This window comes from Wolbachia endosymbiont of Kerria lacca (assembly GCF_051602725.1).
GTDB lineage: Bacteria > Pseudomonadota > Alphaproteobacteria > Rickettsiales > Anaplasmataceae > Wolbachia.
This window is the reverse complement of record NZ_CP192272.1, coordinates 427,499-449,135: the sequence shown is the minus strand read 5'-3', so window position 1 is coordinate 449,135 and position 21,637 is coordinate 427,499. Positions and strand designations below refer to the sequence as shown.

At 32.3% G+C, this 21,637-nt stretch carries 5 protein-coding genes and 2 pseudogenes; 3 read left to right on the top strand and 4 right to left on the bottom strand.

All coding sequences use genetic code 11. The features are described from left to right. Positions 1-107: 107 nt before the first annotated feature. Positions 108-972, bottom strand: a pseudogene (locus ACQ4M0_RS02035) (IS982 family transposase). 154 nt (positions 973-1,126) lie between these two features. Beyond that, positions 1,127-1,390: pseudogene (locus ACQ4M0_RS02030) on the bottom strand (recombinase family protein); the annotation flags it as partial. Positions 1,391-1,547: 157 nt separating this feature from the next. On the opposite strand from ACQ4M0_RS02030, the gene ACQ4M0_RS02025 reads away from it, so the two are divergent. Next, positions 1,548-3,251 (top strand): ankyrin repeat domain-containing protein, encoded by a 1,704-nt coding sequence (locus ACQ4M0_RS02025; RefSeq protein ID WP_438456566.1) that lies wholly within the window; start codon positions 1,548-1,550, stop codon positions 3,249-3,251. Positions 3,252-3,480: 229 nt separating this feature from the next. Continuing rightward, positions 3,481-4,419 (top strand): Rpn family recombination-promoting nuclease/putative transposase, encoded by a 939-nt coding sequence (locus ACQ4M0_RS02020; protein WP_438456565.1) that lies wholly within the window; start codon positions 3,481-3,483, stop codon positions 4,417-4,419. Positions 4,420-4,424: 5 nt separating this feature from the next. On the opposite strand, the gene ACQ4M0_RS02015 is transcribed toward ACQ4M0_RS02020, so the two are convergent. Further along, positions 4,425-12,236, bottom strand: coding sequence for a tetratricopeptide repeat protein (locus ACQ4M0_RS02015; RefSeq protein ID WP_438456564.1), 7,812 nt, complete (start codon positions 12,234-12,236; stop codon positions 4,425-4,427). 263 nt (positions 12,237-12,499) lie between these two features. Next, complete coding sequence (locus ACQ4M0_RS02010) at positions 12,500-18,409, bottom strand: ankyrin repeat domain-containing protein (protein WP_341815318.1); 5,910 nt, start codon at positions 18,407-18,409, stop codon at positions 12,500-12,502. A gap of 973 nt (positions 18,410-19,382) precedes the next feature. Here ACQ4M0_RS02010 and ACQ4M0_RS02005 point away from each other — a divergent pair. Continuing rightward, positions 19,383-21,617, top strand: coding sequence for a coiled-coil domain-containing protein (locus tag ACQ4M0_RS02005; RefSeq protein ID WP_438456524.1), 2,235 nt, complete (start codon positions 19,383-19,385; stop codon positions 21,615-21,617). Positions 21,618-21,637: the final 20 nt, after the last annotated feature.

Sequence of the window (21,637 nt, the reverse complement as noted above, 5' to 3'; positions counted from 1 at the left end):
TCTTTTGGTACATCAAAAGTCCTTTATTCCTCTATACCAACTGCAATAGCGGCAATTTGGCTATCTTTCCTATTTCTCAGCAATACCTTTCAAACCCCAGTTATGGATTAACCAAGGCAATAAAACTTAGAAATAGAAGGCTTTTTTTGCTGCATAGAATATGAAATTAGTGTTGAAAAAATGTGTACCAAAAAATTTATTGGCGATCTGTGTCGTAAGCTCAAATTTATTTTTCAAACAACCAAAAACTGTCTCAATAATTGACCTTTTTCTCAATAAAATCTTCTCTTTTAGTGAAATTAGTACGTTTTTCATACCTTTTTTTACTTTAGTGACAAGTTTTAGGCCTCTATCGAAGAGTTTCTCAAAGAGCTCTTTCTTGATATAGCCTTTATCTGCGAACAAAAGCCCTGTCAATTTTTTAGTCAAATTTGGCACTGGTTTTCTGTCATCAACGCTACCTTTAGTGAGCGTAATACCTTGAACTTCACCTATTTCATTGATTACCAGATGCAACTTAAAACCGAAGAACCACCCATAGGTAGTTTTTCCTATATTTGCCAACTCTTTGAAAACTTTATTTTTTGAGATCCTTTTTGCGTGGCAAACAGCGATTGCAGTTGTATCAATATAGGAAATTTCAGTAATCTTTGCTTGCTCGCAGAACCACTGCAAAAGCAGTGCTAAATACCATAAAACCCTTGATTTTAGAGCAACAAACCTATGATACGAAGGAAGTTTTGAAAACTCAGAACTGTACAATAATTTAAGATAATTCAAGTAAAAAAATTTAAAATTTTTGCACGGCGATTGGTGGTAAAGTAAGATTATAGTAAGTATTTCTGGTACAGTAATTTCAGGTATTCTTGTTGGTTTTTTGCCATTTGATAGAAGCCTTTCTGAAAATTTTTCATCAGCAATGCGACAAAAATCTTCTATGAAACAATAAAGTTCTGTTATATCTTTCTTCATGGGTAACCTCTTAATTATTGCTAAAATACTCGAGTTTACCCTGTTCCCCTCTTTGTTACTTCTACTTTTATCTATTTTCTAATCCATAACTGGGGTTTCAATAGTTTTGGTGGTTTTCATTTCTCTCCTTTTGTTCTTTTTATAAATGGTGTAATTACGCCTCTAATTCATAAAACTTCTCTAATTGCTCACTCCACAGCACCGGTATTTCTCTCAAATCCACTAACTTCAATCCCCTTGGTTGCCTCCCATTTACTATGTCTTCTTTGATCTTTGGTGTTAAATAATTCAGTCTTAAAATTTGCTGTATACGTCTTGTACCTATATTAATTTTGGCACTCATCTCTCTTATGCTTCCATATTTTCCCTCTTCTAGTTGTCGTTTCCACAGGTAGGCTCTTACCACTGCTTTCAGTAAGGGGAAATCAAAGCAAGAGCATTAGCATATAGCTAAGTTTTGTGGACAAAAAATATCATGCTAGATTGGGTCTGAATTATTGCAACTATTTTAATTTCGTTGTTGAAATACAATGTTATTTAGCTTATATTGTGCTAGCAAATTTATAGAGGCTGTTATGCATATAAGTAATCAAGTTATTTTAGATAAAAGTCTTTTCAAAGCTGTTGTAAGGAATGATATGAAAGATATCCTCCGTTTAATTGATTTAGGAGCAGATGTTAATTATGAGTTTACTATTGATGCACTTATTCATAATAGACTTATAGATGATAACGCCATTACCACTATAAAAAATGCTGAAATTACCGTTGATGAGCTCATTGGGCGTAGTAGATGTAGAGGTGTAAAAAATTTATACATATTAAACGGTCTAAAAATCTATGATGAAGAGATTACTGCTATAAAAAACAATTCCTGCTCTAAAATAATAGTTCTACCTATTATCATAAACAGCATTATTCTGAGCACTGAATCTAAGTTGTCGCCACTTCAATTAGCGATAATGTATGGTTGGAAAGAAGCCATTATTGAATTAATTAAAAAAGGAGCAAACCCTAATAGAACACTTGATATACAAGGCATTACCATTCTTGAGCTTATGTGTACTGCTGCTGTTTTTAGAGATAAGCAATGTTATGTATTTGATGAAGGCATTATTCAACTACTATTTGATCATGGTGCAGACCCTAACGTCCAAGATATAAGTGGTAAGACATCTTTATATTATCTAGCAAGATCTGCTGATTTTCACATTGGTGAAATGGTTAGTGCGAAAACGCGGGTTGACAATGCTTCAGACCCAGGTAATGTTCATGATAACAGAAACATCAGAAGAATTGAAAAATTTCTTATTAATGGTGCTAATCCTAATATTAAAGCTAATTATAACTGTTGCACAATACTGTATGATATTGTTCAATCTGACAGTTATCTAGAAGAACAGCCAAACTTGACTAACTTACTTCTTGATCATGGATGTATCTATAGTACATATGAAGACGTACTGAAGCAACCAGGTATTGTTAGCATGATGCAAGAAGACTATGGCCGTAATTATGGTTTTGCAGATGCTAAAAAGGAAGTAGACGAATTTAACTCAAAACATAAGCAACATGTAGAAAAAAATGATTGTTTAATCAAAGCAATAAAAGGTAAAGAGAAATCTAAAGTAAGTATACTATTGAATAAGGGTACTAATCCTAACATTAGAGATAAGAACGGGCTTTCAGCATTGCACCTTGCTGTAAAACTTGGTGACTGTACTATCATTGAATTATTACTTAATAAAGGTGCGAATCCTAATATCAAGAGCTGGAAAAATGGCACAACTCCTCTTTTTAATGCTGTGGTTAGTAATAGGAATGATATAGCTGATCTGTTACTTAACCATTCAGCAAACCCTAGTGTTATAAATACGAAAGGCCTTTCACCTTTATATTTTTCTATTACTGGTAATAATGAAGAAATGACGAAGTTACTTCTTAAGTATAAGGCAAATCCAGATATATCACATCAAATTTCTATTTTATTTAATGTTCTTAATGGAGTAAAGAACGATAGTGATATCAAGATAATTGAGAGTACTCTAAAAAAAATAAAAGATATAGCTGAGTTCTTAAAATTTAAAGATATTCCTGTGGACTACAGTTTATTCTATCAATCAGTAGATATTGCTGAGAAAAATGATAAGAAAAGTACTACAAAAAAAGTTATGGAACTACTGGATGAACTTACTTACCCTACGTCTCAAATACAAGATCTAAATCTGCATCAGCATTCAAGTCAAAGCGAATGTTCAAAAACTATGGGCTTAAGTTAAGAGGATACTAGCCAATGTATACTTTAATGTTAATAAAAATCAATCTCTATTAGGCATCTTCACTAATTTCAAAACAGAAATAATTGTAATAAAGATGTATAGAAACCCTATAAAGCCTAAAATGCTAGTCCTTCTGAGTAGATCATTCTCTGACTAACATGTTTGAATTTTAGTTGAATATTTCTTCAGAATTGTGTATAATTATTAATGCTTTTTAGGTTAGTTCGTTATGGCTCTTTCTAAATTTTTAGATCCTAAGCTAGATTTGACATTCAAAAAAATATTTGGCACTGAGAAAAATAAGAATATCCTTATTCACTTCTTAAATGACATCTTAGGCTTTACTGGGGTTAACACTATTCAAGATGTTGAGTTCCTTAGCACTATCATGAATCCTGAGATTGCTTCTGATAAACAAAGCATCGTTGATGTTCTTTGCAAGGATTCATACGGAAATAGGTATATTGCGGAAATGCAACTTGCTCGTGATAAGGGCTTTGAAAAACGCGCTCAACTCTATGCTGCTAAAGCTTACTCAAGACAATCTGGCAATTACATTGATTTTAAGAAAGTATTCTTTATTGCTATTTCTAATAGTACTCTCTTTCCTCCAGAAGTTGAATACATTTCCACTCATAATATACGAGAGATCAAAACTAATGGCCATTATTTAAAGGATTTTCAATTCATCTTTATTGAGTTGCCGAAATTTACAAAAAACAAAGTAGAGCAACTAGAGAGCACAGTAGAAAGGTGGTGCTTCTTTTTCCGGTACGCAGAAAATACTACCGATGAAGACCTAAAAGATATTGCAGAAAAAGACCCAATAATAAAGCTAGCATATGACGAATTAGACAAATTTAGTTGGAATGAAAAGGATCTAGCGGCATACGAAGAGAGAGTTTTGAATGTACAGAAAGAAGAGGCTATTTTGGCTCAACGGCTCGATGACGCTTCTGCTAAAGGTAGACTGGAAGGTAGACAAGAAGGCATCCAAATCGGCGAAGAAAGAGGCATCCAGATCGGCCATGAAAAAGGTAAAATTGAAGGTAAAATTGAAGTTGCAAAAAATTTACTTAAAGCTGGCGTCTCTACTGACATCATATCACAAACTACAGGCCTTTCCTCTAATGAAATCAAACAGTTACAAGCAGAAAAGACCACATAGTTCCCTCAATTTATTGCTCTGCTTATTCCCTGAACCACTGATGTTCCATTTAAGAATGTATCCGGCTTTTTAGATAACTGTACTTTCCTTGAAACTTCCTGACCTAAAACTTTAGAAGGCTTTTCTACTTTCTGCTGTAGTATCATAGTTTCTTCCTTAGCTAAAACTTCTTCTAAGTTACTCTTTACATTATCTAGAAACTTATCAGTTTGTTCAAACTCTGGACACGCTTCTTTTGCAAATGAATATAGGGTTTTTGCTATTTTAGGAAATTTTCCATTTATTATTTTTTTAATTATAGCTGATTGCACTACCACAGGATCAAAGTTTAGATTTGTCACTGATATTCCTGACTTAGTAGCAGTTTTATTCAACACTTTCTCAAATCTATTTGCAATATTGAGTGCATATCCCTGTGCTTCTAGTGGAGATATAGACTGATCTACTGTAGAAACATACTTCTGACCCGTAACCTTTCTAACGAGAACGTCAAGTAACATTATCGTACCATTTACATCCACTCTTGCATCTACTTGTGAGATAGAACTTGGAGTGCTCTCAGGTTTAGAACTTAACAATCCACTCACAGAGCTTTTTACCCAGCCAAACAAATCATTTATCCACCCAGTTGGTCTTGTGCTGCTACTTTTTGTACTCCTACGATGACGAGCTTGCTCTCTATGTCTACTATGCCTATGTCTGTGCGTTACAGGTTGATCAGATAACATAATAACTTCTGGACTGCTTTTTGTATGATTGAAGACATCATTATACACTTGATCCTTATGTTCTTTTTTCACAACATTCACGTTTCTTGCCTTACTTATTTCTTCCTGATGCTCTTTTAGAATTATTTCCTTATCAGCAAACTTTATTGATAATGTTGCCATTTTAGGTTCTTCATAGAACTTACTCATTGTAATAGTGCAGAGATCATTCTTAGTAATACTAGAGTCAAAAGCATTTGTTATCATTAGATCATTACTATTACTGCGAACAAATGTATAATTTCCTCCTTTTCTAGAAATGATAAGCTCAGTATCTTTCTCCACATCTTGACCCGTTACCACAATAATTTCTCTATCCTTTTCAAAGATCAAAGGTAGTGGCTTTAATTCTAATTTAGAACTTATTTTCATAGGTGCACTATTTGAGATAATATGAAGCTTTTCATACCAATTCAAACCGTCTTTTAATCTTACTGTTAGCACTTCTACTGTTGGCACTTCTAATGAAAAGCTTTGCTTTACTTCTGTTTCTAACTTAACTAGCAAATCATTTCCATCTTGAAAAATTCTTGGCAGATTAATATGTATTTTCAAATCATCTTGTATTATTTTTATCACGTTACGTAAATCTAACGTATCTATAGAACTTGCTTGATCAGGATTGTAGATGTTTATTTGTGGCATAGAAAAAATATTATGTTCATATCTTTGCTCACCTGAGGCTATAGTAATTACGTATATGTTTTTACCACCATTTCCAATTAAGTGACTGTTATAGATTGGATTATTGTAAATTACCTCACACTTCCCATAGCCAACAAGTATAGATTCATCACCATCTTGAACAGCGATAGTCATATTGAGTTTATTTGCTATAGCTGGGTAACTTTCTATAATTTCATCAATAGTTTTATTAGTATTCTGTATTGCATACAAGTTTCTTTCCTTACCTACTTTTATTTCAGCACTGTCTTTTAATTGATAGATTATATTGTTCATTATGTTATATGAGATAGATATACTAAAGTTACTATTTGCAACTTTTGAGGAAAAATCGAACTTTATACTATTGTGATCTTTAATATCAATACTCTGAATATCAGCAAGCAAGTAGTCGAATATAAACCTATGGTTATTTTCGAAATTAGCAAGTAATTTAACAGATGCACTACCTTTTTGAAATGGTAGAATATAGCTAAAGTTACCCTTTAGTGCCGTATTATCTACTTCAGTATAAGGTCTAATTATTACCTGTATATCATAGACACAGTTATTATTTTCTATTTGTACATAATCAAGTTGATCTTCCCCACCACCGTTACCATCTATGAATTTAGTTTCACATGCGCTAAATATACGGTCTGACTTAGCTTTTCTACCAAGAACTTTTTCCATTGAATTAATTCTAAAACCATAATAACCATAATGGTTGTACACGATAGTACTAATATTTGTATTTAAAGATACATTAACACTTATAGCTTCTTGAGCAAATCCATTCAGATCTAAGGTATCAATTCCATCCTCTCCGTACAAAGACCCTTCTATCAGATCTCCCTGCAAAATAAATATATCATTCTTATTTCCTCCATAGTATCTCTTAGATCCATCATTCACTACAAATATGTTCGAGCTATCCTTAAATCCTTTTGCATAATCTTCACCTTCTCCTAAATTAATTAAAGTATATCCTTCTGTTTTGTTATTAGATAAACCAATCGCATTTTCACATAAATATGACCCATAATTTGGAGCAGGATCACCATCTCCCCTTGGTAAACAAAATAACTTTCCACCACTGGGATCATTCGGTCTTGCTCTACTCCATTTTATATCGGTTCTTTTTCTGTCAAGCAGTACTGTACTGTCTAAATCTATCTCAAATTTAGTTGTGCATTCTTCAGTATAATAATGTCTAATCCCAAGTGATGTTGTGTGCAGCACTTTACGACAAGAACCCACAACTGATCGATCAGTAGGGAATACATAGCTTTGAATATCACTATACTCCTTTAAATACTCAAGTCCTTGCTTAACTAATTGGTTATAAAGTTGTTTTTCTTCCATTAACTTTTCTACATATTGTTCAGGTCGCATACCTATAAATGCACGCAATCCTTCAATAAATTTTTCTCCTCTAGTTAAGTGAATAATTTCATCAATTTTATCAACTCTCTTTACTGCCATATAAATATCAGTGTAAATAAATACTGCAGTGCCAACTCCTGCTCCAATAGGTCCAGTAATAGATGAAACTCCTTCTAATACTTCAAAACCTTCAGCAACTTCAATCCCAATCTCTGCAGCGTCAACTCCCAGGTAAATGCTATCTCCTACTACGCCAACCAATGCTCCTTCTGTACCATTTTTAAATGCTTTTACCTGATTTACTAAATCATAAATAATAAAGGCAGAAGTACCTCGAGCAAGAAAAGGTGATGCAACTCTTAAAGACCTACCAAGTAATACCTTTTCTTCTGAGAGCAAATTTAATCCTTTACGAGATGCAACTTCAGCAACTTTAGCAAATCCTTGACCACCGGCAATAAAGCCAACATTAATCGCTACACCTTGATAATCTCTGTTTAAAAAGTCAGCTAATATATTTTTAGCTATCATTCCATGCATAGTTATGCTAGAGATTTTCTTTACTCTATTTAAATGATTCATAACCTTCTGATTACTGGTAAGTTTATTGACCAAATCGCTAAACCTACCCTTAACTTGCACTTTATCTGCTAGCTCAATTAGCTGAGAACGTTTTTCTTCTGGTATATCTTTTATATAGTCAATAAACTTTTTACTATCTATTTTAATTTTACTAAAATCTCTTTTCTCATCTTTTTCTGTATTGAATTCATCTACGTCTTCCCAAGACAGTTCACATTTCCCAATTTTTGCTTCTCTTCTGTTCCTTAATGAACTCGTACTCGGCAAACATTCTTCAACTTTACTCCTTTGATATATTGCAGAAGCCCTTTCTAGTAAATCTTTTGCTCTCTGAACATTACCTAAAGCTCCATCGGCAATAGCTAAATCTTCTAAGGTTATAGCTACTTCAAAATGATTTTCTCCATAATGCTTCTCTAAAATAGGTAAAGCCCTTTCTAGCAACTTTTTTACTCCCTGAGTATCACCTAAACCTCTATAGGCGATACTCAAATTTACTAATATTTTACTTACTTCAACATGATCTCTTTCATGATATTTCTCTAAAATAGATAAAGCTCTTTCTAGCACCTCTTTTGCTTCCTGATTATCACCTAAGGCTATATAATCAGTGCCTAAACTTTCCAGAATCATACCTATTTCAAAATGCTCTTCCCCATAGTGCTTCTCTAAAATAGGTAAAGCTCTCTCTAGCAACTCTTTTGCTCCTTGATAATTATCAAAGTATCTATAGATGGTACTTAAATTTACTAATATTTTAGCTACTTCAACATGATTTTCTCCATAATGCTTCTCTAAAATAGGCAAAGCTCTTTCTAGCAACTCTTCTGCTCTTCCATAATCATCTAAAGCTATATAAGTGATACCTTGATTTGTTTTAGCTATAGCTACCTGAAAATGATCTTCTCCATAATAATTTTCTAAAATAGGTAGTGCCCTTTCTAGTAACTCTTTTGCTGTCTGATAATCACCAAAACCTCTACAAGCAATACTAAGATTTACTAACATTTTAGCTGACTCAAAGTGCTCTTCTTCATAATTGTCACCTAAAATAGAGAATACTCTTTCTATTGACTTTTTCGCTCTTTCATAATCACCTAAAGATCCATAAGCAATACTCAGGTTTATTAGTACTTGAGCTAATGAAGAATGATCCTCCCGATAATGATTCTCTAAAATGGGAAAGGCCCTTTCTAGTAACTCTTTCGCTGTCTGATAATCATCTAAAGCTCGATAGCTGATACTCAGATTTACCAGTGTTCTAACTAATTGAAAACGCTCTTCTTCATAATCTTGCTTTTCAATTTTTAAAGCTCCTTCTAGCAAATCTTTTGCTCTTTGGTAATCACCTAAAACTAGATAACTGTTGCTTAGATTTACTAGTCTTTTAAATACTTCAAAATGATCTTCTCCGTAATGCTTTTCTAAAATAGGCAAAACCCTTTCTAGCAACTCCTTTTCTCTTTTGGGATTACCCAAATTAAAATACCCATCACTCATCCATGTCAACAAATTTTCAAGATAATCCTTTTCTATTTTTTCTTTATCTTGAGGGTTCTTTTTTAACCAACTATCTATACGTGATAAAAATGCCTCTAAGTGCGGTAATAATTCTCGTTTTTTTAAATAGTCTTCTAGTTTATCACTACCATAAGGGAAACTTGCTCTGAGTAGCTCGAAAGTCTCTTTCATAACTTCTTCGCTTTTACCCTCTTCTTCTAACGCTATTTTTGTCACTTCTTGAACTAATTTATGAATACTCAACACACCTTGCTCTTGTTCACCATTAACCATAGAATATTTTATAAGTAAACGAACAGCAGACCTTAATTCCTCTTCATTATTTCCTGTCAAATCTAAAAAGAATTCTCTACTAATATTGTCAGATGCAAGATAAGAGATAACATCAAGAATCCTTAAAGCTAAATTTCCATACTTTTCATTGCTTGCTATCTTATCGGTTATAATCTTCCAAGTTGTGAAAGTTGTTTTTGCATAGTTATTATCAATTCCTCTAAATCCTTCATAATTAAGCAAATCTTTCGCTTTTTTCTCATATTCCTTTAGGTAATCATCTATATCAAATTTTCTAGTAACTCTTTGATCTTCAATATATGATATTGCTTGCTGTATAGCTAAAGGAAAGTGTTGTAATTTCTCTACCAAAGCTTTTATCTTTTCATTTTGAGATTCATCTTCTATACTAAAGCCCTTTTTTACAAATTCTATCGCTTCTTCTGACTTTAATTCGTTTAGATTAATAACTTCTATCCCCCTTTCCCACTCTCGATTATGAGAAGTAATTAAAATATAAGGTCTATTACTACCCGGTAATGAATCATGAATTGGTAAAAACTTATTCAAATAATTACTTTCCTCAGCATCATCAAAAATAAACAAGCTTTTACTATTACTGAAAAATTCATAAACCTCTTCTATGAGAGCTTTTATATCCTTTTCTTTTCCATTCTCATCTTTTATATCAATTCTTAGTTTATTCTTCGCTAATCGAGTAAATGATTCAATAAGAGCTATCTCACTTTCAGCATTGATCCATATAACGTTGTCATAACAATCTTTACTATATTCTTGAACATATTGTCTAGCTAACTCAGTTTTTCCTATTCCTCCTAAACCGCTAATTGAGGTTATTTGTGATATTACTGTTACTTTTTCTGAACTACGTTGTATCTTATTATGTAGGTCAATTAACTCTTCCCTTCTTCCAGCAAACAAAATTACTGGCTTTTTCACATTAAACCAAATAGGCTTTCTTACTTGCTCTCTTGCTACAACTGCATCATATATCTTATCAAGCTTTTTATCTATTTTCTCGAAACTTTTTTCACTTTCTTTCCTTCCTTCTACAATAGAATCTGCTATCTTGTGACGTTGCCTACTGGCTTCCTGATATTGACTCATTAATTCATCAAAGACTCCCTTAATCTCATTTTGATTACTTTCTATGTAACCTGATAACTCATTAAAATTCTTACCTATATAATCCTCTAATTCATTGAAGTTTTTTTCAGCTTCCTGTTCCATTTCTCCTTTGAATTTACTTAGTAACCTCTCTTCGACTAACTTCGGATCTTGCTTATTAAGCTCATCCAATAATTCATCTTTCCATTTTCCCTCATCTAATTTTAAAATATACCTATACTCCTCCCTAGAAGGATTTTCTTCAATGTATTCTCTAGCGAATTTTTTTATTTTACTTTCCAATTCCCATTTAAAAAGAAGACGATAGCCATATTTGCTAGTATCACTCTTTCCATCTATTCTCCTATAGTATTTATCAGCACTACCATCACGCTTTATCGTTACTAATCCCGCTTGGTCAAATAATTCTGCAGTATTCCATGAATTTTTACTTTCTAAAGTATGTCCTAGCTTAATATGAGGAACACCAGTGGAGGTTTGTTTATATCTTTTTGATTCTCCAAAAATAATACCCTTAGTAATTGAGTTAGCATGAAACTCTTCTTCGGTATTTTTTCTATAGTAATCAACCACTCTACTCACAGCATCTTCTGCTAATTTTGTCATTGCTCTCTGCCAACTTCCTTCTGCTGTTACTTGTATAAATTGGCTCTCAAAACTTTGAAAGATTTCAACACCAGATTTTACTAACTCTTCCCTGACTTTGATTGGATCCTTTTTAAATATATACAATTGATCTATCAGCTTTTTAAGCTCTGCTCTATTATAACTACTACCAATGCTGGATATTGTTGCTCGAAGAATGTTAATTCCAATAAGAGGAATTACTTTTGATTCCGCTTCTCCTTGTTCTGTTCCACCTTTTCCTGTATATATTATCATATTAACAAAATCAGCCCATTTACCTTGCTTTCCTCTTTGATTTTCTAGTCTCTCATAGTACTCTGATAAAGAGCGTTCATAAATAAAAACAAAATCTTCAACAAACTTTCTTAGCTTTTCATGCACTTCCTCCTCCTGTTCAGAAAGTCTTTTTACTTGATCAGGAAATTTTTTTAAATGTTCTTCTAGAGTCCTAATAATCTCTCCCTTATTTTGTTGCTTAGCAATATCTAGTGGAGTTTTACCTTGATTATTTTTAATATTTGGGTCTATACCAGACACATTCAAAAGAAGTTCAACAATGTCTTGATGATTTTTGCTTACAGCAACATGTAGTGGTGTATTACCACCATCATTGAGATCAATATCATTAATATTTTCTACTTGAGTAATTAACCCTTCAATTTCACTAATCTTATTTAGCTGAGGATTATCCGTTCTATGCTCACGTATCGCAAGAAACAACTTGGCAATATTAATATCATTAGGGTTATATTGACGTCTTATTCTATTTTTAAATTGAAAAGATTTTTCTTCCCTATCTAACTTAACTGCTTGTGAATCTGTCCTGAGATAATCTATTACCTTCACCATAAAGTTAATTACTTATTTTATATTTAAATTTAAGATCATACTAGATTTTATTATATATTAGTAAATGAAATCGATAATACAAGTAACTGTTATAGATATTGTATCTTTAGGCTATTTTATTGTCCCAAGTTTGGGACAATAAAATAACCATTTCCAGCGCTCAAAATCAAGAGACGTGAGAAGTGTTTTTCTTGGAATGTGTTGATCTAGCGCCATTCTGTTAAATGAAGGTACGGATACCTTATCACTTATGCTCCTTCATTTTATTGCATGCACCAGTACCTATTGTCAACTAACTGCTGTGAGTCACTATTTTCCAATTGACTATTAACTTTTTCCTCTAACTTATTACAAATGTCACCTTGCATTCTATGATCAAGATCTTCAAATTGCATTGATGTGTCTGATACGTTATCTTGAAGCAGTTGTATATTCGGCGTATTTTCCTTAGATATTGCACTTGTATTTTCTAATCTTCTTTTCTTAGACTTACCTAAATGTATAGTTGTCTTCTGTTGTTTTCTATGTGATTGCACTTTTAAGTCTGAAGAACAAGGGCCTGAGGACATAATTGATTGCGCTTTAACATTTTGGTCATGAATAGCAATACAATAACGCAAAAGATCTTTGTATTCTAGATTCATAGTAGCCCCTTGCTCTAAAAGGTATTCAATAATATCTAAGCGACCAGCGATAACAGCGTATTGTAGAGGACTAACACCATTTCTATCCTGTAGATTTACATTAGCTCCTTTTTCTACAAAGTATTTAACAATATTTAGGTGACCAGCAATAACAGCATAGTGCAGAACCCCCCTACCACGCTTATCTTGTAGATTTATGCAAGCTCCTCGCTCTAAAAGGCTAGGAATAATATTTAAGAGACTACTGAATTTTAGATTCATATTAGCCCATTTATCTGTAAGGTATTCAATAATATCTGAGCTAGCAGTGACAACATAGTGTAAAAAGCTTATACTGTTTCTACAATATAGATTTACACTATCTTCATATAAAGTATTACCAACAGCAAAATCAATTACTTTGGATTGTGGAAGAAATGATTTTTTCTCTATTTCCTTTTCTAAACATTTTTTTCTTTCACTTTCAGTAGACATTTTTTGTGTAGTACCAAGATGATTTAACCCTATTCTTCTCTCCTGTAACTCTTGCATGTTTTTAAGTTCTTGTGATGCCCCTTTTTTTCCAAGATAGGCATACCCAACAGATAATTGTATAAGATTTTTATAAAAACCTATATGATTGCTTTCATACAACTCACCTGAGCTAATCAAGTTGTTGAACTCCGTTAACACTTCATCTAATAGATTTCTTTTATCTTTCATACTTATCATTTTTTCAATAAAAGGACTTCTAAGTATGAAAGGACTTTGCTTTTGGTATTTTAGAATATCAAATAAACATTCTTGTAAAATCGATGAATTCAATTTATGTAAGTTGATATGTGGCGATGTTGTTGTAAGATAGAAGTATTTTTCATCTTGAATGCTATAAAGTTTTCCTAAGGTCCGGGTGTATTTGAGGTATGAAAAATACAATAAGTCATGGTTTTTAAAAAAATCTTGATAGAAATTATCTTTTCCCGTAGAATTAAATTCTACTTTAAAATGTTCAACGTAGTACAATACTGTAAATGCACATAGATACTCTTCCTTCATTACAAATACTCTAGCCAAATCAATTGATAGAGTTGCCAATCTACTTGATAAGTTATCACTGACAGAAAGTAGAGAAGCACAACTTCGTAAATAATCTAATGCACAATCATACTTCTCCTCTATGGTGTAAGTAATAACTATAAAATGATCTAGAAGCATTTGCTCAAAATAACCCCTGTAGCTGCTTTTTCTGAGTTCAAAAAGCTCTTTTAACCCTGAACAATCTTCTAATGCAACTAACGCAAGGGCACGTAAATATCTAATTTTTAAAGAATTTTCCGTTGAAGATTCAATAATCGGCAATATTCTTGTTGAAAGCCTGACAACTTCCTTATACTCGCCCTCTAAATGTAAACGTGTGATAGATCTAATCACAAAAGGCTCTTCTTCTTTAAAAGTGTTATAGTTTCCAAGGTAATCGACTAAGGCTATAAGATGCAAAGTATCAGTTTTTTCCAACAAATTGCTAAATTCATCTTCAAATATTTCCACAGCAGTTAGCAGTATATCCTCCTTTTGATCTTCAGCGATTTGCGAACGTATGGCTTCTTTTATCGATTCATGTATAACATACATTTTTTTTCTGCCTATCATTTCTATATCAAGCAGAGAATAATTTTCCATCAATTTGAAAGTAGACTCTAGTTCAACCAAAACTAAAAACATATCAGGGTCAATGTAGCTATTACCCAAATGAGCCATAACTTTCAAACACCTAAAAGGTACTCCACCATTTTTCTTTTCCATTACCTCCATGGAAATGCCTGTTGTTACTAATAAAACCCTATCATATTTGTCCTGCTTATTATTTTTTGGAATTACCTGATCAAGATCTTCATATTTTATTAAATATTCATGAATTCCAAATGCTTCTTTTGAATTACTTAACTTACTATTTCTAATATAAGCTGCTGCTAGCTTTATAGCTAATGGAAAACCTTCAAGCCTTTTTACAAATACTTTTATTTGTTCGTCTTGTGATTTATCTACTATTCCTAAAATTCTTTTAGTAAGTTGTACAGCTTGATCTTCTTCAAAAGCATCCAAAGCGACTTCTACTACGCCTTTACAAGGCTGATCAGGAAAAGTGAATAAAAAATCAAAACCTACTCGATCCTCTACCTCTAGAACCTCTTCTATGTCTTCTCTTTTAGCATTATGACAAATAATTAGACATTTTTTACTTCCTATTAGTGATTTTTTTTCTTCCATATATATACCTAATTTCCTTTTGGTTAAAGAAGAAAAACGCCTCTCTATAGGTAACATGTTACTGTCTTCTATCTCATAGATATGGCTATAACTTTCTCTACTTTCCTCAGCACACTTTCTAGCCAGTTGAGTTTTGCCCATGCCATATTTACCAGTTATTACTACCACTGCTCCTTTTTCCTTTTGCAGTTCTTGACATATCCTTTTTACTTGCTCTTGCCTTCCTGTAAAGTCATCTACTGCGGGACACACATCTTTAAGCTTCTGTTTCTTCAATTTAGATTTAAATCTTTTTATAGAAAAGAAAGATTGATTAATTCCCTTTATACTAAGCTGAAATCCATCAGTTTTTTTTGTGTCATTATAATGTAATTCAAAGGATTTCTTATACTCTTGAAAAATTTCCTCAGTATGGCTTTTAAATATTTTTTCTAGCTTAGAATAATAAGCTAAATCTTGTAACTTTACTAGACTGTCTTTTACTAAAGACATATATTCAAGATTTTTTTCAGATTTTTTTAGCCGCTTTATGCTTGCTGCCGTATCTCGAGCACTAATGGGCTTTCTTTTTTCTGCTGTGATTAAAGATTCTTGACGACAGAGTAGGCTTGTTTTTCTTTTTCTATGAAGAAACTTAATTTCCTTAAATAAAGACTCTGCTTCTTTCTCAATGTGTGATCTAACCTGTTCGACAAGATTATTCCATTTTCCTCTACTTGGTATTTGAATCTCTTCATTAACAATAGAGAACACCTCTTCCACAGTGTTTACAAAGCTTTGTTGATCTAAAGTATATACGTAATCCTCAAATTCCGTACTTGTAGTTTTTACTTCATCATACACTTTTCTCAACTTCTCACATATAAAAAGACGACGATAACCATACTGACTAGATTTATCTCTTTTTTCATAATAGATAAGAGAGTCTTCTTTCCCCGTTACAATTCCAATATTTTCATACAGATCTATGATATTATAACTCCTCTTTCCATACTGTGCCACTTTACCATGTATTTTCTGTGAATATTTATCTAGAACAAGAGCTTCAACTATGCTTGCACCATCTACACTCCTATCATATTCTTTTTGAATATAATATTGAATTATCTTATCCACAATATCCTCTACTACACTTGAAACTTGATCAAAACCAATTTTCTCAAGTTGTGCTTCAAAGCTTTGAAAAATATCACACCCAGCATCTACTAACACTTTCCTAAAAATGAGCTTACAACTGTCAAACATTTCTATTAAATCTGATAGACAAGAAAAACTTCTGCTCCTATATGCTCTCTCACCACCTATTGTCCTTACACCTCTACATACTGAAAATCCAAAGATGCTTCGTACGAAATCTTTGTTAATTACTTCTTGTGGAAGCACTTCTTTTTTCCTTCTTATCATCTCTCCAAATGTAGAATATATAATAAGCTTCATTTCAAATGATTGTACAAAGCTCTGAACAAACTTTACTAAATCTGAATATTCTGTTTGGTAAAATTGACAGTGATTCCTATTTTTATAAAACAAGCGTATTTCATTATTATGACATTCTCTTTGTTTACCATAAGTTTCGGATGAATTTTCCTTACATACTGTTATTGCAGTTTCTAATAGCTGGGACATTGCTTTTATCTCATATGTACCACCCCAAGCTTTAGGACTCCTCATACATTCTAAATATGCTTCAAATTGAAATTTACGAACCTTTTTAGGGTTATGTATCTTCTCAAGCTCAATACAAATGTCATCTACTGCATTACTATTGAAGTGGCTAGGCTGGAGTTTACTAGACTCGATTCCATACTGCTGCTTAACTTCAATTTCAGAGCCAAAATCAGAAAGAAATTTTTCTTTAAAGCTACCATTTGTTATATAACCTTCATTTTTACTCTCAAAAAAGTCTATCATACTAATCTCGTCTTTCAATTCCTCTTGAAACGAACGCATTTTTTCAACAACTCTTTCACGAAATATTTTCTCTACTAACCACCTTAGCATATCATTTTGGCAAATATGTACATCACCTTGGATTAGCCTTTGGATTGTTTGTACATCATGGCCGTCTCCAAATAATTGGTAAAATCTCTTGCAGAATTTATTATTGTCAAATTTTACAGGAGTTAAATAAGCTAAAGCAACAGACCAAAATAGGCAACTACCATCTCCTGGAACATCAATTCTTTTATACGAAACAAGTGGTTGCAGTATCTTAGCAATACCCTTCCTGTTATTACTTCTAGCGATGTCTATGGAAGTCTTACCCTCCATGTTTAAAATATTAGCGTTAGCTCTTTTTCTCAATAGAAACCTGATAATTTCTAACTCGTCATTACAAACAGCAATATGTAACAGTGTATCACCACGTTGATTAACCTGACAATTAACATCCAACCTTGGATGTGCTCTAAAAAAAACTTTTAGCTTTTCAAGCTTTTCCATTTCTAAAAGACTACAGTCCTCTATAGTATTAATAAGTTCTTCATATATTTGCTCCAAGGACAGTTCTTTCAACATACTCTGAACTTGAGTTAGGTCAGAATAAGGTAATGGTTGCTGAACTTCCTTTCTGAGTATTGGCTCAAAATGAGAATATCCTCCATTTATTATATGCAAGATACTACCATCGTTATAATCAACTTTATCATATCCACCTATATTTCTTAAACCTGAATCATCTATTAATTGATGCAAAAAAGGCTCTTGTTGATTATCATTAGTATACCATGGATTGCTCTCTATAACATGTAGCTTGACATTATACTTTTTACAAATTAGCCTTCCCTCAATCTCAACCCTACCCCATATAGGAGCTTGTAATGTACTTCCATACTTTGAGCCAGTTAATGCTTGATGCAAGGGTAGATTTGTGCTCTTCATTTTTTCTATATCTTCAACAGTATATTCTATGCTATCCAAGTAAGCACTCCATAATTCATCATCATTAATACCAGGCTGCGGAAGTATTACTCCATAACCCTCAAGCTTTCTAGCATCCTGTATAACTTGCTTTCTTAATTGTTGATCATTTAAAGTTAGCTTCTTACAAACCTGACGTAAAGACTTAACAGTAAATTCCATGCCAGGCCTAAGCTGTCTAAGTCCCTGTGCAACTGCATCAAAGAAACAATCTCCTCCTCCAATTGCTTTTCCTATTGTAAAACCTTCTGGCAGCTTTAATATTTGCTGACTGCTAGATAGTAGTGTGTCTTCTTTTTGCATTCTTATTAACCTAGATTGATTATCTATTACTTGTTCCTTTGTATTTTCTTTACCTAACATAAAGCCCCCTATATTTTAATATTCATATTTTGATGATTTTGTCGTAAACCTCTTTTCTAAAGATTGGTTTCAACATTTGATTCTTATACAGCTGTACCAAAACAATTTGCTGTAGAAACCTTAAGTTAATTTCAAGTAACTTTGATTGCTGAGTAACAGTGTGCTTTTCTTTTGATTTCTTACTAAACTAGATATATTCTTAAAAAAGCCAGGATTGCTTTCTGAATGATGTACATAATACAATGCATCTGACTCAATACCCCATGTATTTATTATGTCAAACTCGACTATAGCTAAAGAAATCTAGCAGAACAAGAACTTTTTTCATGTTTTAATATTTTTTTAAAACTAAAGCCAGTGCTTGCAAAAATACTTCTATTTTTTTACTTTAATGTACTAACTGATCCTTTCTACTTTTAAATAAATTAATACCCACTTAATCTCACACATAACTAAAAACCTAAACGACACAGCCATTTCCAGAACCCAAAACTAGCTAGTGAGAGAAGAGTTTGTTTTGGGATGCGTTGGACTACCAAATGATCCGTGCGAACTTTTCTTTATATCAATTTATTATATAGTAAAAGCAGCTATATTAGCCTACTTCAGCCATATTTACATGCGAACCAATTTACTTGGCTTTGTTGCAAAAATTTCAAGCTTCTATTTTCATAACGCAGCTTTTGCTTAAATTGTTCTCACAAATATACGATCTTTTTATGTTTTTTGGAGAAAGTAAATAATTCAATTCCTTATAACACTAATTAGTATGGTCTGTTCATAAAATTTATCCTCTCAAAAAAGACTGTGCTTTATCCATCTACTTTAATGGTATCATAATATTTTACACCTAAATCTATTCTATAAAAATTCACAATACGAATTAGTAAATAGATTATATTCAAACCGATTGTATTTATGATATATAGCGCATACAATATATTACTTGTTTATTTTAGTAGGGGGTATAGGTATGTTTAGTTCAAAGCAGGTAGTACAATATAATTTATTTGGTAGTAACGGCCTTGAAGGCATTTCATCTTGTGAATTTGCACATTTTCCTGAAGAGGTATTTGAGATTAGCAGTAAAGAAAATCAAGTAATAGACAGTCTAGAAAGCAAAATAGAAAATCTACAACAGGAAAATTTTGATCTTAAAAAAAATGTAGAGTTACAAAAACACTATAAGAAAAGAGTAGAAGAGTATTACGAAGAAGTAAGTGAACTTACCAGAGAAATGCAAACCCTAGAAGGGAAAATTAAAAAGCTTGAAGTTAAATTACAAAAAAGGACGAGAAGTTTAACTGAAAATGATCAAGACATCGAACAGCTAAAACAGAAAGTAGAAATATTATTATTAGAAACTCAGAACAAAAGTGATGTAATTAAGAACTTAAATAACCAATTAAAAGAGGCAAAGAATGAAATTCAGTTAACAGACAAAATAAATGAAGAGTTACAGCAAAAACTGGATTTGACTGAAGCTGAGTTAAACAGAGTAAGAAAAGAAAGTACAGTGGTGATAAACAGTATAGAGGATTTGAAAGGTAATTATGAAAATCAGATACTAGAAAAAAAGAAGGAACTTAATGATATAAGAGATCAATTGTGTATTTATTTATCAGAGTATAAAGAACTATTTGCAGAATTCAATGGACTGCAGAAGGAAAACGAAAGTTTAAAACAGAAAAATTTCTATATTAGTAATGAAGTGTCTCTTGCAGATGAAATAAACAAAGAAAACGTAAGAGAAGAAATAGCAAAGCTTCAGTTTGTACCTGAAGTGAAAATTAAACATATTATTGATAATAATGACCAGAAATCAACCTGGCTATATGGAAAAACAGAAAATTGTCGAACAAGTGAAGATGAAAACCTTGAAAATAATGATTTCGAGATTGGAGTATGGAATGAAGCTGACGATGAAAGTAGCGATGACCAGAAATCAACCTGGCTATATGGAAAAACAGAAAATTGTCGAACAAGTGAAGATGAAAACCTTGAAAATAATGATTTCCCAATTGAAGTATGGAACGAAACGGATAGTGAAAGTGACAATGTTAGCCCTTGCCCTGATTATGATGAAAGTTTTGGTAGGCGTTACAGTCAACTATTCTATGATGAAGCCATAATTCATAAAGAAAAAGATACTTTTGTTTTAATTCGTCAAAAAGATTCTTTTTCTTTAGCGAAAGTAAAACTGAATACAAGAGAAGAAGAAAAGTATGAAAGTATTTGGCAAAAAATAAATAAGATCCATGATTATCTGGACATTTTAGGTTACTCTGGTAGCGAAGAAGATTATGAGGAGTGCGAAAAAGAACTTGATAAAGTTATAAACGAAGCACTGAAACAAGGAATAATGTTCACTTTTCCATATAAATCTGATATGTCCTTGATAGATCGTATAGCTGACACATTCCCAAAGCTATATTTATCTGCTGACACTATTCGAATTTATGAGTTTTTACACAAGAAAAAAATATTTCAGATAATATCAGAAGGTGCATCTTTAAACAGATTTAGCGATGAAGAGCATGGAGATGTAGTAAACGTAATTTGTTCAGATAAAGATACCTTAGGTCAGCGAAAAGCAAACCTTTCAAAGCTGAAGGAGTTAGCACTTGAAAGTATTATAAGTAAAAGTGAGCAAATTGATAAACATGACTTTGAACTAGAAATAGATAATGGATATTTTTGTATAGATTACCCACAAAATAGTACTATTGAAGTTGCAAAGATATTCAATAATCAAAAAGCTAAAGATTTCAATCTAAATATTGGTATAGTTCAAGTTGGAAAAAGTATAATTAGAGTTGAAAACATAGAAGGAAGGAGAAATTATACAGACATCTCAGGAGATATCATTGAAATGTCTTTTACCACTGAAGTAGGAGAGATCAGTATTCATCTATGTCCTAATGAGAAAGATAGTAATAAAATAGAGGTGAGGCTTGTCGATGAAGTAAGATTTAACAAGTTAGAGAATAAATCAAGTTTAGGGCAGAGTTGTCTGTTAGGGGGAAAAAGTGTTTTGACAGCTATAGAAAATGGATATTTCGAAAGAAATAGTAGTGTTTTTAAAGAGTCAGGTAAGACTATTAAACAGTCAGAGTGTACAATGGAAAATCCATCTAGCTTTCTAGAGGGGGTGAATAAAAATCAATTACTCAGAGTAAATGCAAGAGCTTATGGTCGGGGATTATGATAGTTGCTGTACATTGTAGA

What these genes read in the sequence shown, in the direction of transcription:
- ACQ4M0_RS02025 (WP_438456566.1), top strand. Translation starts at nt 1,548, where the DNA reads ATGCATATAAGTAATCAAGTTATTTTAGATAAAAGTCTTTTCAAAGCT.
- ACQ4M0_RS02020 (WP_438456565.1), top strand. Translation starts at nt 3,481, where the DNA reads ATGGCTCTTTCTAAATTTTTAGATCCTAAGCTAGATTTGACATTCAAA.
- ACQ4M0_RS02015 (WP_438456564.1), bottom strand. Translation starts at nt 12,236, where the DNA reads ATGGTGAAGGTAATAGATTATCTCAGGACAGATTCACAAGCAGTTAAG.
- ACQ4M0_RS02010 (WP_341815318.1), bottom strand. Translation starts at nt 18,409, where the DNA reads ATGTTAGGTAAAGAAAATACAAAGGAACAAGTAATAGATAATCAATCT.
- ACQ4M0_RS02005 (WP_438456524.1), top strand. Translation starts at nt 19,383, where the DNA reads ATGTTTAGTTCAAAGCAGGTAGTACAATATAATTTATTTGGTAGTAAC.